Here is a 17404-nt window from a genome sequence, read left to right on the forward strand (position 1 = left end):
ATCATGAAGAAAATAAGTTTATTAGCTATCTGCCTTTGTTTTATTGTTATACAAGCATTTTCGCAAGCTATACAATGGACAGAAGTTTACCCTGGTGTATGGAAAGGTGTAGCCGGAAAGCCAGAAAATTTTGATTTATTAAAGGCATCAGGCGCAAAGCCAAATTCAACAGCTTTAGCTAAGGTAGGAAGTGCAACTTTTCCGCTTCAACAAGCTGATATTAAATTTGAATTACAAGACGGAAAAACTTTTTTAAGTTTCCCTCTCGAGTTAGAAGAACAGCTTTATGGTTTTGGTTTAAATTTTCAAACCGTACATCAAAGAGCTAAGGTTTTAGAATTGCATGTAGACCACTATGGCGGTAAAGATAACGGACGTACACACGCTCCGGTACCTTTTTATATGTCTTCCAAGGGCTATGGTGTTTTCATCAACTCGGCCAGATATATTAAAGTATGGGCAGGCACAAGTTTAAGAAAAGATAGCCCTATTTTCCCAGCAGAACCTGTAGATAGAACAGCTGGTAAAAACTGGCAATCAAGAAATACGTCTGATGCTGTTGAGATTTTAGTACCAGCCGAAGGAGTAGAATTTTATGTTTTTGCAGGTCCAAAACCGTTGCAAGTGATGCAACGCTACAACTTATTTAATGGTGGAGGTTATTTACCACCAAGATGGGGTTTAGGCTTTACACAACGGGTTAAAACAAGGTTTACTGATAAAGAGGTAAAAGAAGAAGTTCAAGCCTTTCAGGATAAAGGTTATCCATTAGATTTTGTTGGCTTAGAGCCAGGTTGGCAAAGTTGGGCTTATCCAGGAAGTTTTACTTGGGATAAAGGCAGATATCCAAACCCGCAGGCTTTTGTAAAAGAAATGCTTAATAAAGGCATCAGGTTAAACCTATGGATAAATCCTTATGTATCGCCAAAAGCTAGTTTTTATAAAGAAATTAGACCACTAACAGGTTCACACACGGTTTGGCGTGGTGCAGTTCCTGATTTTAATTTGCCAGAAGCCAGAAAAATATTCTTTAACCAGCTTAAACAAGACCAAATAGATATTGGCGTAAGCGGATACAAGATAGATGAGGTTGATGGTTATGATTATCATTTATGGCCAGATATAGCAAAGTTTCCTTCCGGAGTTTCTGCCGAGCAAATGAGACAAACTTATGGTTTAATGGTTCAACGCTACACTTCAGATTTGTTTAAAGAGCGCAACCAAAGAACATTTGGTTTAGTAAGAGCATCAAACGGAGGGGGTACTTCTTTCCCTTATGTTATCTATAACGATTATTACAACCACGAAGACTTTATTACCGCTTTAATTAATAGTGGTTTCTCTGGCGTATTGTGGACACCAGAAGTTAGGGCATCAAAAACTGGCGAAGAGTGGTTAAGAAGATTTCAATCTAATGTATTTTCTCCAATGGCGATGATTAACGCTTGGTCTTCCGGAACAAAACCTTGGACTTACCCAGACGTTGCCGAACAAGTTAAAGAATTCTCATTACTGAGGATGAAAATGATGCCTTACTGGTATACTACTTTTGCTAAATATCATTTTGAAGGAATCCCTCCTTTTAGAGCGATGAATTTAGAAGAAGGTTTCCAGCAAGAAGTGAAAAGGGAAGTTGCTGCGGCAAATGTTAATTTGGAAGAAAACCCTTATGCAGAAGCTACTTCTAAAGAAATTAAAGACCAATACATGGCTGGCGATTATTTATTAGTAGCCCCAATGTTTACTGGCCAAACATCAAGAAAAGTAGTGTTACCAAAAGGTAAATGGTATGATTTCTATACCGGAGATTTTGTTGGTGATGGTAAAGTAATTACCGTTACACCAGGTTTAGATAAGATACCTGTTTTTGTTAAAGATGGTGGTATTATACCAATGATGCCTGCCAAATTACATGCTCCAAAATTAAACGAGAAAGTTGATTTAGAGGTTAGATTTTATGGTGATAAACCAGCCTCTTTTATGCTTTATGATGATGATGGCGAAACCTTTAATTACGAAAAAGGCGCTTACAGCTGGAGAGAAATTAAAATTGAAAAGCTAAAAAACGGAACGTTTAAAGGTTCAATATCAGCCCCAGAAAAAGGTAAACCTAATACCATTGGTAAAGTAAGTTTTACCTACATGACAAAGAAATAATAAAAGCCCCAAATTGAATATAAAATGAAATATTTTAAACTTATTCTTACGTTAGCCTTATTTAGTAATGCTGCTTTTGCACAAAAAGTAAACATTAAAAAGGCTTTTAAACATGCAGAAAAGCAGACAGCCGTCATGCTTACAGAAGTAGAAAAGGCTAAAGCTAAAACAACCAATAAGAAGTTAGTATCGCCGCGTACCATAGAAAATGGAGAGTTAAAATTAGTAGCTTCTAGAGATTGGACTAGCGGTTTCTTCCCTGGTGTATTGTGGTTTTTGCATGAGAATAATAAGAAAAACAATACTTGGTTTACAGAAGCTAAAAAGTTTACTGCAGATATTGAGGAAGAAAAAACAAACGGAACAACCCACGATATGGGTTTTAAAGTTTATTGCAGCTTTGGCACAGGTTATAGGTTAACAAATGATCCTCATTATAAAGATGTGATTATACAGTCTGCTAAAACTTTAATGATCAGGTTTAACCCTAAAACCGGAGTTATTTTATCTTGGGATCATAGTAGAGATAAATGGGTAAACCCCGTAATTATTGATAACATGATGAACCTAGAATTGCTTTTTGCAGCTACCAAATTAACTGGCGATTCTTCTTTTTATAAAGTTGCGGTAACCCATGCCAATACCACTATGAAAAATCATTTTAGACCAGATTACAGCTCGTACCACGTAATAGATTATGACCCAAATACAGGTGCGGTGCTTAAAAAAAATACGCATCAAGGATATTTTCATGAATCAGCATGGTCTAGAGGACAAGCTTGGGCATTATATGGCTATACTTTATGTTACAGAGAAACTAAAAACCCTGCTTATTTAGCTCAGGCAGAAAACATTGCTAAGTTTTACCTTAATCATAAAAACTTACCAGAAGATTTAGTGCCTTATTGTGATTTTGATTCTAAAAAAATACCTAACGAGGCTCGTGATGCATCCGCAGCAGCTATTGTAGCATCAAGCTTGTACGAGTTAAGTACCTATACACTCGATAAGAAGTCGTATTATCAACAAAAAGCAGATAAAATGCTACACAGTTTAAGTACAAAATATATCGCTCCGGTTGGCGAAGCTAAAGGTTTCATCCTGTTGCACAGTACAGGTTCTGCGCCTTCTAACAGCGAGGTTGATGTGCCATTAAACTATGCAGATTACTATTATTTAGAAGCTTTATTAAGAAAAAGACAGTTAAAATAAGTTAGTCATTTACCTATGAAAAACATTGTTTTTTAACTTCAAAAATCTGCCAAAATAACTTACTTATTAGCTAATTGCTCCTACCATTTTAAGCTAAAATTACTGTTTATTTGATATAATCAATTATACAACTAACATAAGTATGCCACCTTAAAGGTTATGCGCATACTTTAAATGCGTAGCTCTTTAAATCATCATGGTTGATATTCAAAAAACAGTTAATAAAACTCTTTGGTGTCTTGTTTCAGGATGCTTCTTAAGTGTAAATAGTTTAATAGCTCAGCCAAAATTTGAATCTAGTTGGTCATCACTGGCTAAGAATTATAAAACACCAGATTGGTTTAGAGATGCCAAGTTTGGCATTTTTATGCATTGGGGAATTATGGCAGCCATTGATGAAAACAGAGATTACGGAGGCTCTCATTACGGCAGGTATATGTATGGGCAAGGAGAATACCCACCAGAACATGAACGCAGTAAACAAGCAGAGAAATTGTTAGCATGGCATACCAAGCGCTATGGTAACCCAAATAAGTTTGGCTACAAAGATTTCATCCCCATGTTTAAAGCAGAGCGATGGAATCCAGATTCTCTAGTAGCTTTCTATAAAGCCTGTGGCGCAAAATATATAGTGCCAGTAGCAGTACATCATGATAATTTTGATATGTACGATTCTCAACATCGTTGGAATGCTGTAGATATGGGACCAAAAAAAGATATCATACAAGGATGGAAAGAAGCTGCTGAACGTCAAGGTGTAAGATTCGGGGTATCAACGCATCTTGATAGAGTGGCTTCTTTCTTTCAAACCTCAAGAAAATTTGACGGTAAAAATCCTAAATATGCCGACTTCTACAATAGCAACTACAGTTTAGATTATATGAATGATGAGGCTTGGATGAAAGTGTGGTATAGTAGAACATTAGAACTCGTAGATAAGTATAAACCCGATTTACTTTATTTTGATGGCTCTTTGCCCGGTACTAACAAAGGCATGACTTATGGCTTAGATTTAGCTTCGCACTTTTATAACAGTAATATCCAAAAGCATAATGGTAAACTAGAAGCCGTTATGAATTTAAAACATGGGCCAGATAAAAGAGCTTTTGTTTGGGATATAGAACGTGGGCAATCTGATGCTTTGCAGCGTTTACCGTGGCAAACAGATACTGACTTATCAGGAGGTTGGTTTTACCGTAAAACCGAGCCGCAATTTACCATTGATGTTTTAGTAGGTAACTTTATTGATATTGTAAGTAAAAATGGTAACCTACTATTAAATGTAGGCTTAAAAAGCGATGGTACCTTGCCAGAAAATCAAGCTCATATCTTAAAACAATTGGGTGCGTGGCTTAACATTAATGGTGAAGGCATTTACGCAAGTCGCCCTTGGTTAGTTTATGGCGAAGGCCCTACCAAAGTAACTTCTGGGGCTTTTCAGGAACAAAGAAAACCTTATACAGAGCAAGATATACGCTTTACAACCAAAGACGGTTATATATATGCTTTTGTACTTAAAATTCCGGAAAAAGAAATCAATATAAAGTCTTTAGCCTCAAGCCTTACATTGGTAAATAAAATAGAAGATGTTCAATTACTTGGCACTACAGAAAAGCTAACATGGAAACAAACTTCTGATGCACTTAACATCCAATTACCAAAAAATTTAAATGCCAACTATGCGCTTGCTTTCAAAATTAAAGCAGATGATAAGAGCAAACAAACCTGGGAACTAATTTTAGAATAATATAAACATGTTAAAAAGCATTATTAAAGTATTAAGCGTAGCGTTTTTACTACTTACAATAAACCAAACAGCTATAAAAGCTTCAGAAATAGTTGTTATTGATGTTACCAAGCATGGTGTAGTTGCCGATACCAATGTGGTTAGTACTAAGGCTATCCAAAAGTTAATTGATGATTATAGTAAAAAAGGGGGAGCTGTTTTATATTTTCCTGCAGGAAAATATGTTTCAGGTACAATTTTATTAAAAGATAATATTACCATTTCTTTATCAGAAAAGACAGAGTTATTAGGTAGTAAAAACATTGCAGATTACCAAATGGTAGATGCTTTTAGAACCGGTAATGGGGCTTTGATGGGCTACTGTTTTATAGGTGCAGTTGATGCTAAAAATGTAGGCATTATTGGTGGCGGAACCATCAATGGTAAAGGTAAAGATGTTTTAGCATCGGGTGGAAGAGGAAGAAGACCTTTTCTGGTAAGATTTGTAAGAAGCACAGGTATTGTGGTTAAGGATGTAAAATTGATCAACTCTACCGCGTGGACTACTCACTTTTTTGCTTGTAAAGGTATAGACATTTCAGGTGTTACCATTAAAAGTCGTGGCTTAGGTAATAATGATGGTTTTGATATTGATTGCTCGCAAGATGTAAAAATTTTCAATTGCGATATTGATACTGGTGATGATGGCCTTTGTTTTAAAACTACCTGGAGCCAAATGGCTTGTAAAAACATAGAAGTTAAAGGCTTAAGGATAACCAGCAACCACGGCGGTATAAAGTTTGGTACCGAGTCTATGGCACCTTTCGAAAACATCAAAATATCTGATGTTTATATTTATGATACTAGAAATGGAGGCATTAAAATTAATAGTGTTGATGGCGCACAAATACGTAATGTAGAAATTTCTAACATCACCATGAATAATGTGCGTACGCCAATGCTCATTAGATTAGGTTCTCGTCTCAACGTTTTTAGAAAAGATAGTGATACCCAACAAAAAACCGGAGTAATAGAAAATGTAACCATCAGAAATGTAAGTGCCAAAGCGGCAAACCCAGCTCAAATAGATCCACCAAGTGGCATTTTAATTACTGGCGTACCGGGTCATGATATTAAAAATCTAACATTAGAAAATATAGACATCAGAATAGCAGGAGGTGGTAATGCTAAACATGCTAGGCAAGTGGTACCAGAAGCAGAAACAGCCTATCCAGAAATCAGCACTTTTAAGCCAACTATTCCGGCTTATGGTATTTGGGCCAGACATGTATCGGGTTTAACCCTAAAAAATATAAGTTTTACGGTTGATAGTACCGATTTAAGACCAGCTTTTATTATTGAAGATGGTAAAAACGTAAATATTTCTAACAGTCAAGTACCAACTTTTGAAGGTGCAGAAGCAGTAATTAGGTTAGAAAATGTACAAGCTGCAAATATCACTCAGGTAAGTACTACTGGTAAAGCAAAAGCATTGGTAAGGGTAGAAGGTAAAAGTGGGGATGTTAAGGCCTCAAAAAACAAATTCGATAAGATAGTTAAAGAAATAGAAATCATTAAACCTTAATCATAACATAACATGAAGTTTTCCTTAAAAGTATTTATCATTTTATTACTTGTAACTTCAAGTAAAGCTACCGTAGCACAAGAACAAGCTTTTGAGAGCATCAAGAATTTTATAAAGCCAGCAAAAAAAGATGGAGGCTTAAAGCTAAGTCAGTATTTTTTATGGTGCCCATCGGTTATTAAAGTTGGGAATACTTACCACATGTTTGCTTCGGCATGGCCTGCAGAAGGTGGTATGGCAAGCTGGACAGCAAAGTCTTTATGTATCAGGGCAACCTCAAAAAATCTTTTAGGCCCTTATGAATTTGCCGAAGTTGTTTTAGAAAAAAGAGAAGGTAAATGGGATAATGATAGGGTACATAATCCTAAAATAGTGAAGGTTGGGAATAAATATGTATTGTATTACATTTCTTCGGCTAACGAAACAGGTTATGCAGAGGCTGATGCTATTACAGGTCCATGGACGAGGTCTGAAAAGATGATGAGTTTTAGCAATCCGGCTCCCTTAGTAAAACCCGATGGTAGTGTATATGTATTTGGTAGATTATCTGTTAAAATTGGTGATAAACAAGTGCGTACAGCCAGAGCCGCAGAAGCAGCAAGCTATAAAGGGCCATATCAAAACTTAGCTCCTGAAAAAGAAAATCTTTTCCCTAACAATTACGAATTAGAAGACCCAACCATTTGGTGGGCAAACAATCAATACAATGTTATCTGTACAGATTTTGCAGGTGTAGCTACTGGAAGAAATAAAGTTGGTGTTCAGTATTATTCTAAAGATGGTATCAATTATCAGTTATTAACCAAAGAACCTATCAGTACCAACGAGATTACTTACGATGATGGTAGTAAAGAAAAATTTAAAAGGGTAGAAAGACCTTTTGCTTATGTAGAAAATGGTGTAGTAAAAGCTTACTTTTTAGGTTGCATGACACCTGATGATAAAGGCGTAATTGTAGCCCATCCTGTTGATGACTATGTGCCTGGAAAATCATCGTCTAAGAAAAAATAATAGAAAGGTTATGAAGATTAAAGCAGCGCTTTTTTTCTTATGCTTGAGTATAGCAAAAGCTTATACGCAAGAGCTCATTACCGAGCCAACAACTCCGGCTGTTTTACCCGGTAAAGGACTTAAACAATATGATTTCTTGTATGCCGGCGAGCAAAAGCATAGAAATATGTATATCGTTAAGAACGGTAAAATTGCTTGGTCTTACATAGATACTTTGGGCAAGGGAGAAATAAGCGATGCTGTTTTAATGTCTAACGGAAACATTGTTTTTGCACATCAACATGGTTTAGCAGTGATAGATAAAAACAAGAATTTCTTATGGAAACTTAATTGCCCTAAAGGGACAGAGATACACACCGCACAGCCCATCGGAAAAGAACATGTCATATTTATTGAAAACTCCAATCAGCCTAAAGTAAGGGTGGTAAATATCCGTACTGGGGATTTTGTAAAGGAATTTGCTATTCCTGTAAAAGATACATCTAGAGCGCACATCCAGTTTAGACATGCCCGTTTAACTAAAAGAGGAACTTATCTAGTTGCACACATGGATTTAAGTAAAATCATAGAATATGACAGCAATGGTAAGCAACTTTTAAATCTTGATTTCCCAACACCTTGGTCTGTAGAAGAGCTCGCTAATGGTAATTTATTAGCAGTTTGTAATAAGAATTTCATCAGAGAGATAACCAGAGAAGGTAAAACGGTTTGGGAATTAAAACCCGAAGATTTAACTGGTTACAGAATTTTTGGGATGCAGATGGCCTATCGTCTGCCTAATGGAAATACTTTAATTAACAATTGGTTTAACCAATGGAAGAAGTATAAAATAGAGCCTCAAAATTTACCTGCTCAATTTCTAGAAGTTACACCAGATAAGAAAGTGGTTTGGGCTTTAAAAGAATGGCTTTCACCTGTGAATTTAGGTCCATCAACCATTATTCAATTTTTAAACGATGATAAAGCTGAGGATGTTAGGTTCGGTAATATTAAATAAGCAAATGATGAGAATTTTAAGCCTTATGGTCATTTTTATTTGTTTTGGTTTTCTATCTCAGGCAACAGCCCAAATAGGGAAAAATTGGCTGCCTTATTATCCAGAAACCAAATTACAACAAGAAAATAGTACTCAACATTCAAGTTATACCAATGAAAATGGGGTAGAAAGTTTTAAGCTGTGGCTAAATCCAGCCACAGATGCAAACGGGAAAGCAGTTAGGCAACGTTGTGAGATTAGGGTGATGGATGATTATACCGCCGGACAAACACAATTTGAAGGCGAATTTTTTATAACTAAAGCCGGCGGACCAGAGCGTAACGATGATGTTTGTATCATGCAGGTTTGGTTAAGTCATATCGTTTCTGTGAGTGATTTAGATAATGGCTCTGTACACTACAAAGGCAAACAAGTAATCCATAACTTAAAGAATAAATGGGTAAAGCTAAATGTTATCCATAACACCAATACCAAAACAGTTGATGTTTACTTTGATGGTAAATTAACTTACACCGCTGAGGCTAAAGACTCTAACCCTTATTATCATAAATACGGTTTGTATAACGAGGCTGATGCCAACCCTGAAATCAAGTGGAGAAATATTAAATATTTCAAGACAGAAGACACTGTGATAAACTCCAAATAAATTCATCAAAAGGAAAATTTAATGAAACGACGTAATTTTTTAAGAAACAGTTTAGGCTTAACCGCTGGCGCATTATTATCAACTAAAATAGCCAAAGGTTTAAGCTTTTTAGCGCAAGAAGAACAGCCTTTTTATGCTTCATTAAGTGGTAAGTTTTCAAGATATTCTCACCGTTTACCAAAAACCGATCAAAACTATAAAAGGTCAAAAAATTATATAGAAGACGATCCTATTCCAGAATATTCTTGGGCATCTGATGAAGCTTATGAAGCATTTCAGGATATGAAATATGGAGTTAGAATACACTGGGGTTTATATTCTATCTTAGAAATGGGTGGCGAGTCGTGGCCGTTTTTAGGTAACAGAGAGCCTGCTTTTGATTTCCAAAAGAGACAAGAATATCAGGAACTCTACAAAACATGGAACCCTAAAGGTTTTGATGCTAACGAGTGGATGGAGTTTTTCAAAGAAAGCGGTATGAAAATGTTCGCTTTTACCACCAAACATCACGAAGGTTTTTCTATGTACGATACTAAAACCAGAGTTAAACGTCGTCCTAATTGGACTGCCCCAGGTGGCCCTAAAATAGAAGAGTGTGATACTACTTACAGTATCATGGACACACCTTTTAAAAGAGATGTTGTAAAAGAACTGTGTGATGCTGCCCGTAAACATGATATCAAAATAGATTTATACTATTCACATTCTGATTGGTACGATGCAGATTTTAGACCTTATGGTTATCATCCACTACAAATCCCAGCTAGCGAAGAGTGGTGCAAAGCCAAGGCAGATGACGAAGAATTTACCGAATTTGAAAGATCTAAGCAAAGGCAAAAAGCATTTTTAACCATTGTACCTAACCCTACTCCGGAAGAAGAAGCCGCTATGATTGCCAGACACCGGGCTCAATTAACAGAGCTGCTTTCCAATTATGGTAAAGTAGACATGGTTTGTCTGGATATTTGGCTTGGTCCAAGAGTGTGGCCTCAACTCAGACAAACCCTGTTAGAGCTTAGAAAAATACAACCTAATGTGATGTTTAGAGCCCGCGGTATAGGTAATTATGGGGATTATTACACGCCAGAAGGTTTTGTGCCAGGCAATAAAGAAAATTCAGATTCGCCATGGTTTGTTATTTATCCTTTAGCAGGTTCTTTCTCCTATGATCCATCATCAAAGAAATATAAAGGTGCCAAATGGGTGGTGAAAAATCTTATAGATTCTGCTTCTAAAGGTGGAAACTTTATGGTAGGTATTGGGCCTGATGGAAATGGGAAATTCTCACCAACGGCTATCAAACAACTGAAAGAAGTAGGTGCATGGTTAAAGAAAAACGGCGATGGAATTTATGCTACCAGAGCCAGAGATGGCGAGCACTGGAAAGAAGGAGACAACATCAGGTTTACCCGTTCTAAAGACCAAAAAACCATTTATGTACATTGTTTAGATTGGCCTGGTGATCAACTGGTTTTAAAAACCGTACAGCCTAAGGCGGGGTCAAAAATTACTTGTTTAGGTAACCAAAAAGCGGTCGACTGGAATTATAATACTTCAACCAAGGAATTAACCCTTCAGACATCAGCAAAAGTAAGAGCAGGTATTCCTAAAAAAGAGCAAATAGCTTACAGTTTTGCTGTACAAGTTTAATTTATGATGATGAGAAATAGCGTTATAAAAATATTTGTCGTAGCATTTACGCTTCCTTTTGTTATTCAGGCACAAACCAGAAGTGTTGAAGAAAATGCTAAACATTATTTGCCTAAGACAGATAGGCAATATAATTATACCAGTGGTTATATAGAAGAAAACCCAGTCGAAGAATATACTTGGGCGTCAAAAGAAGCTTATGAGGCTTTTAATGACATGAAATTTGGCGTACGTATCCATTGGGGTTTATATTCTGTTATCAAACAAGAGAAAGAATCTTGGCCATTATTAAAACTTCCTAACGAGCAAAAGCAAGCTTATTTCGATATGTATAAAACTTGGAATCCTACAGGTTTTAATGCAGATAACTGGATGGAATTATTTAAAGAAAGCGGCATGAAAATGTTTGCTTTCACTACCAAACATCACGAAGGTTTTTCTTTGTTTGATACCAAAACCAGAGTTAAAAAGAGGGTAAATTATACCGCTCCGGGTGGTCCGGTTATAGAAGATTGCGATGTTGCTTATAGCATAATGGAAGGTCCTTTTAAACGAGATATTGTTAAAGAACTAACCGATGCTGCCCGTAAAAGAGATATCAAAATAGATTTATATTACTCTAATCCAGATTGGTACGATGCTGATTTTCGTCCCTACGTTTGGCATCCTTTGCAAACGCCATCTTCTGCAACCTTAGCGGTAAGAGGTAAAGATTATAAACCAGAAGGAGCTATAGAATCTCATTATGGTAAAAATGGGCCTATCATGGCACCAGACCCTACACCAAAAGAAGTTGAGAGAGCCATGTTGCGCCACCGCGAGCAGTTGAAAGAGCTATTAACCAATTACGGCAAAATAGATATGATTTGCTTGGATATGTGGTTTGGTCCGGCGGTATGGCATTACCTCAGAGAAACCATGATAGAACTGCGTAAAATCCAGCCCGATGTGATGTTTAGAGCCCGTGGTATAGGTAATTACGGAGATTATTATACACCAGAAGGTTTTGTGCCTGGTGCAAAAGAAAATACACAAGTGCCTTGGTTTGTGATATATCCTTTGGGTCGTACTTTTTCTTATGAAGCTGAGGCTGATAAGCATAAAGGAGCCAAATGGGTAGTGCAAAATATTGTAGACTGTGCTGCAAAGGGTGGTAATTTTATGGTTGGGGTTGGCCCCGATGGTGATGGTAAATTTCATCCAACAGCAGAAGCACAATTAAAGCAAACAGGTAAATGGCTAAAAACAAACGGAGAAGCTATTTACGGAACCAGAGCCCGTGAAGGCGAGCACTGGAAAGAAGGTGATAGTATCAGATTTACCCGTTCTAAAGATAGTAAAACGCTATATGCTCATAGTTTTAAGTGGCCTAATAAAGTCTTTAATCTAAAAACTGTACAGCCAGTAAAAGGCTCTAAAATCTATTTAATTGGGTCTAATCAACCTTTAAAATGGAAATATTCTACTAAGAAAGGTCTAGCTATTCAAGTTCCTGATGAGTTAAAAAATGCTATTCCTACAGAAGAGCAATTGGTTTATACATTTAAAATAGCACAGTAGAAGTATGAAAAGATATTGTTTAGCGCTAGACTTAGTAGATGATGAGAAGCTTATGGCAGAGTATGAACATTGGCATAAAGCAGAAAACGGTTGGCCCGAGATCAAAAAAAGCATCTTGGATGCACACATAATCGCCATAGAGATTTACAGAACAGGCAATAGGCTCTTCATGATTATGGAAACCAAAGATGATTTTAGTTTTGATGCAAAGGCTAAAGCCGATGCAGAAAATCCTAAAGTACAAGAATGGGAAAAATTGATGTGGAAATTTCAACAACCACTAGCTTGGGCAAAAGAAGGCGAGAAGTGGGTACTCATGAATAAAATATTTGAATTAAAAGCTTAATTATAAAACATATACAATGGAATTAACAAATAAAGTAGCCCTTATTACGGGTGGTACACAAGGTATTGGCGCAGAAACTGCATTGAAACTTGCTCGTGAAGGGGCGCATATCAGTTTAGTAGCCAGAAATACCGATGATCAATCTTTAATAGATGAAATTAAAAGTTTAGGCAGAAACTGTGTATTGCTCAAAGGCGATATGAGTAAGCCCGAAGATTGCGAACGCGTAATAGCAGAAACCATTGCAGCTTTAGGCGATATAGATGTTTTGGTACATTCTGCTGGTGGCGCAGCCCCAGGTAGTTTACTAAATGGTGCTAAAGATGTATGGTACAGCGCTTTTGATATTCATATACATGCCGTTTTTCATTTATGTATGGCAGCAGTGCCTTCTATGAAAAGAAAAGGTTCTGGTGGTATCATTCTCATTTCCTCAGCAGCAGGTTTAAGAGGTGTTAAAGGAGCTTTGGCTTATGCCGTGGTTAAAGGTGCTTTACCGCAGTTTACAAGAGCTTTAGCTTACGAACTATCCGAGTTTGATATTAAAGTTAACTGTGTTTCGCCAGGTGTTATTCGTACGCGTTTCCAAGATTTCTTAAAACCAGAACAAGTAAAAAATAATATAGAAAACCGTATCCCATTAAAAAGAGAAGGTAAACCAGAAGATGTAGCAGATGCTGTGGCTATGTTACTTAAAAACGATTTTATAACTGGTGAAAATGTGGTTATAGATGGTGGTATGAGCATGCGTATTTGCTAAATCTAAAAAGGCTTTCTGATGAAAAAATACTTTCTTTTTATTCTTCTTTACAGTTGTTCCATATCCCTTATAGCGCAAAACGCCAAGCAAGTAAACAGCCCTGAGATGAGCTGGTGGTATAATCAGCCAGCAAAAAAGTATTGGGAAGGTTTACCTATAGCAACAGGCAGATTTGCGGCTATGATTGGTGGCAGTATCAACCAAGAAGTTATTCCTTTTAACGATGAAACTTTATGGTCTGGTGGGCCTTACAATCCTAATAATCCACAAGGGCCACAAGTATTGGAAGACATCAGAAAGAAAATCCTCATTGAAAAAGATTATACTGCGGCAAGTAAGGCTTCATCTAGGTTAGGTAGCATCCCGTTAAGGGTACAACACTACCAACCTATGGGTATTCTTCATTTGGGTTTTAATCATGATGAAGCAAAAGCACAAAACTATCAGCGTAAGCTAAGTATGGATAGCGCTACAGTTACCATTACCTACCAGCTAAACGGTATAAACTACAAAAGAGAAATTTTTGCCAGTTACCCAGACCAAGTGGTGGTGATGCGTATTACTGCGAGTAAACCTCAAAGCATCAACCTAAAGGCTTCTTTAAGTAGTTTACAATCATCGGCAGTAACTCAGTTGTTAAACGGCGATATCGTGATGAACGGTACAACCACAGAGCTTAACCGAGAAGAGTATGCTAAAAAGATTTTACCCGCCGCTATCAAATGGCAATCGCGTTTAAAAGTAAATGCAGAAGGTGGTAAAACTAATTTTATAAAAAAGGAAGGACAAACGGGCGATGAAATTCATATCACCAATGCCAATACAGTGGTTTTAATACTTGCTGGGGCTACCAATTGGGTAAATTATAATGATGTTAGCGCTAACGAGAAACAAAGATGTAATGATTACATCGCTAAAGCAGCGAAATTTAAGTATACGGAGCTTAAAAATCGTCATCTGAAAGATTATATGCCGCTTTTTGCAAGTTGTAAAATTGATTTAGGCGGACATGAAAAAGCTAAGATGAATACTACTGATAGGATTTTAGCTTTACGTAAAGGGGCTCATGATCCCTTATATATTTCGCAGTATTTCCAATATGGTAGATACCTGATGTTGGCCGGAGCTAGAGAAAATACCTTAGCTTTTAATAATCATAATATTTGGTTAGACAACATGGAGGGGCGTTGGCAAGGGCGTTGGACATTAAACATCAATATACAAGAATGTTATTGGCCTGTAGAAAGTACAAACTTGGCTGGTTTAAACGAGTCTTTATTAACCTTTACAGAGATGTTAGCGCAAGCCGGAGCCAGAACAGCCAAAGAATTATATGGATGTAGAGGCTGGGTTGCACATCATGGTACAGATATTTGGTTTAATACGGCACCAACAGATCCAAATCCAAAAGCATCTGTTTGGCCAATGGGCGGTGCTTGGATTATGCAACAATTATTCGATCATTACAACTACGAGCCTGATGCTGCTTATCTTAAAAGAATATATCCTTTAATGAAAGGTTCGGCAGAGTTCATTTTAGATTTTCTGGTTAAAGATCCAGAAACTGGTTATTTGGTTACTTGCCCGTCTACCTCGCCAGAGAATAATTTCTTTACCGCTAAAGGAGAAGAAGCTTCTGTTTCTGCAGGTTCTTCTATGGATAATCAAATCATAAGAAACCTGTTTAGAAATTGTATAACAGCTATAAAAGTTTTAGGTGAAGATGCTGCTTTTGCTAAAAAATTAGAAGATACCATGAAACAATTGCCACCACATCAAATTGGGCAATTTGGTCAGTTGCAAGAGTGGCTACATGATTTTAAAGAAATGCAAGTAGGTCACAGGCATATTTCGCATCTTTTTGCTTCATATCCTGATGATGATATCACCCTAAGGAAAACACCAGAACTGGCTAAAGCTGTAAAAGTTGTTTTAGATAGAAGAGGTAATATCAACAAGGGATGGTCTGGTGCTTGGAAAATTAATCAACAAGCCCGTTTTGAACAGCCTGAAGAAGCATATCAGATTTTAAAATCTATGCTTACCGATATCAGCATCCACCCACGAGCAGAGGATAGTGATATCACACCTTCTTTTGAAGGAAACCAAGGTATACAAGGTATTACTGCTGGTGTAGTAGAAATGCTGATGCAAAGTCACTCTAACGAATTATACTTGCTGCCAGCTGTGCCAAAAGATTTAAAAGATGGCAATATCAAGGGCTTAAGAGCCAGAGGAGGCTATGGTGTTAATATCAGTTGGACAAACCGCGAATTAAAAGAGGCCACAATTACCTCAAAATTTACTCAAACCTGCAATTTAAGAAGCAAAACACCAGTGAAAATCCTGCTGAATAAACAGGTAATTAAGCTTACAAAAACAGCGGAAAATTTATATACTTTTAACGTAGAAGCAGGTAAGACTTATACCGTTTTACCCAACTAACCTAAACTAATGACAGATACTACTTTTAAGCCATCTAAAATGCGCTGGGTCATGATAGGCTTTGCGTTTTTAGCAACCGTTTTAAATTATATAGACCGTTTGGCTTTTAATTATTTAAGTGCCGAGGGAGCCTTAAGGGAAATCATTCCAGATGATGCTTTTGGATATATTACCACTGCATTTTTTGTGGCTTATATGGTTTCTAACGGTTTTTCTGGCTTTGCTATAGACAAGTTGGGAACTAAATTAGGTTATGCTATCTGCATGGCCTTTTGGACTACCTCCGCTATGTTACACGCATTAGCAAGGTTACCTTGGCATTTTGGTTTAGCTCGTTTCTTTTTGGGCATAGGCGAAGCAGGTAACTGGCCAGCGGCTATTAAATTAACCAGCGAGTGGTTCCCACAAAGCGAGCGTTCTACCGCATCGGGTATTTTTAATAGTGGTTCTGCTATAGGTGCTGTAGTTGCACCACCATTAATTGCCTTTTTAGGTACTGTATATGGCTGGAAAGCAACATTTATCATCGTAGGTTCTTTAGGCTATATATGGCTTATTGCATTTTGGTTTACTTATTATACCCCCAAACAAGCTCTAGAAGAAACCAAATTAAGAACCATCCCCGCTAAAAAACTCATCAAAAACAAATTTGTATTGGGTTTTACTTTATCTAAAGTACTGATGGATCCTGTGTGGTATTTCATAACCTTTTGGATTGGGCGGTATTTGGTTGATGTACACGGTTGGGATTTAGCCATGATTGGCTGGTTTGCCATGATACCCTTTATCTCTGCCGATTTTGGTAATATTTTAGGAGGCTTATTTACTCAAACCTTAATTAAAAGAGGCATGCCAGTACCTAGAGCCAGAAAATTAGCCGTTACCATCTTCGGTTTGATGACGGCTGGCTCATTAATATTAGGTCCGTTGATTATCACCTCGCCAGCAATTGCAATAGCTGTTTTAGCAGTAGCGGGTTTTGGCTACTCTTCTTACACCGCTAACTCTATGGCTTTCCCTGCTGATGTTGTTCCAAAAAATGCAACAGCTTCTGTTTGGGGTTTGGCAAGTGTTGGTTCTGGTTTAGGAGGCGCTATTTTTCAATCTATATCTGGTGTAACGGTTAAGAATTTTTCTGATGCATACGGCTACTCATCGGCATACAATACGGTTTTCATAGGTTATGGCGTATTAGCACTTTTAGGCTTATGTGTAGTGTTATTTGTTATAGGGCCTTTGGTAAGAGACGAAGAATTACATGCTTATGTAAATCAGGATAATCTTCAAGAAAATCAATCAAATTAAATTT

The 17404-nt window shown here is 37.1% G+C and carries 13 protein-coding genes; all 13 read left to right on the plus strand.

Annotated elements, in window-relative coordinates:
* Positions 1–3: 3 nt before the first annotated feature.
* The 13 genes from H510_RS0115010 (at position 4) to H510_RS19705 (ending at position 17400) form a co-directional block, all read left to right on the plus strand.
* Complete coding sequence (locus H510_RS0115010) at positions 4–2157, plus strand: glycoside hydrolase family 31 protein (RefSeq protein WP_026905061.1); 2154 nt, start codon at positions 4–6, stop codon at positions 2155–2157.
* Positions 2158–2181: 24 nt separating this feature from the next.
* Positions 2182–3369 (plus strand): glycoside hydrolase family 88 protein, encoded by a 1188-nt coding sequence (locus H510_RS0115015; RefSeq protein ID WP_026905062.1) that lies wholly within the window; start codon positions 2182–2184, stop codon positions 3367–3369.
* Positions 3370–3565: 196 nt separating this feature from the next.
* A complete protein-coding gene (locus tag H510_RS19095) occupies positions 3566–5116 on the plus strand; it encodes an alpha-L-fucosidase (RefSeq protein WP_051291290.1) in 1551 nt (516 codons plus the stop codon).
* A gap of 7 nt (positions 5117–5123) precedes the next feature.
* A complete protein-coding gene (locus tag H510_RS19100) occupies positions 5124–6680 on the plus strand; it encodes a glycoside hydrolase family 28 protein (RefSeq protein ID WP_051291292.1) in 1557 nt (518 codons plus the stop codon).
* 12 nt (positions 6681–6692) lie between these two features.
* Positions 6693–7691, plus strand: coding sequence for a glycoside hydrolase family protein (locus H510_RS19700; RefSeq protein WP_026905063.1), 999 nt, complete (start codon positions 6693–6695; stop codon positions 7689–7691).
* Between the two features lie 10 nt (positions 7692–7701).
* Positions 7702–8688, plus strand: a complete 987-nt coding sequence (locus H510_RS0115035; RefSeq protein ID WP_155977998.1) for a beta-propeller domain-containing protein — start codon at positions 7702–7704, stop codon at positions 8686–8688.
* A 4-nt stretch (positions 8689–8692) separates the two neighbouring features.
* Positions 8693–9334, plus strand: coding sequence for a hypothetical protein (locus H510_RS0115040; RefSeq protein ID WP_155978000.1), 642 nt, complete (start codon positions 8693–8695; stop codon positions 9332–9334).
* Between the two features lie 21 nt (positions 9335–9355).
* Positions 9356–10984, plus strand: a complete 1629-nt coding sequence (locus tag H510_RS0115045; protein ID WP_036693097.1) for an alpha-L-fucosidase — start codon at positions 9356–9358, stop codon at positions 10982–10984.
* A gap of 3 nt (positions 10985–10987) precedes the next feature.
* Positions 10988–12544, plus strand: coding sequence for an alpha-L-fucosidase (locus H510_RS19110; RefSeq protein ID WP_081659298.1), 1557 nt, complete (start codon positions 10988–10990; stop codon positions 12542–12544).
* 4 nt (positions 12545–12548) lie between these two features.
* Positions 12549–12890, plus strand: coding sequence for an L-rhamnose mutarotase (locus H510_RS0115055; RefSeq protein ID WP_026905067.1), 342 nt, complete (start codon positions 12549–12551; stop codon positions 12888–12890).
* A 16-nt stretch (positions 12891–12906) separates the two neighbouring features.
* Complete coding sequence (locus tag H510_RS0115060) at positions 12907–13650, plus strand: SDR family NAD(P)-dependent oxidoreductase (protein WP_026905068.1); 744 nt, start codon at positions 12907–12909, stop codon at positions 13648–13650.
* A gap of 18 nt (positions 13651–13668) precedes the next feature.
* A complete protein-coding gene (locus tag H510_RS0115065) occupies positions 13669–16095 on the plus strand; it encodes a glycoside hydrolase family 95 protein (protein ID WP_026905069.1) in 2427 nt (808 codons plus the stop codon).
* Between the two features lie 9 nt (positions 16096–16104).
* Positions 16105–17400 (plus strand): MFS transporter, encoded by a 1296-nt coding sequence (locus H510_RS19705; protein WP_026905070.1) that lies wholly within the window; start codon positions 16105–16107, stop codon positions 17398–17400.
* Positions 17401–17404: the final 4 nt, after the last annotated feature.

It is taken from the genome of Pedobacter glucosidilyticus DSM 23534, from assembly GCF_000425145.1.
In the GTDB taxonomy this organism is placed as follows: domain Bacteria; phylum Bacteroidota; class Bacteroidia; order Sphingobacteriales; family Sphingobacteriaceae; genus Pseudopedobacter; species Pseudopedobacter glucosidilyticus.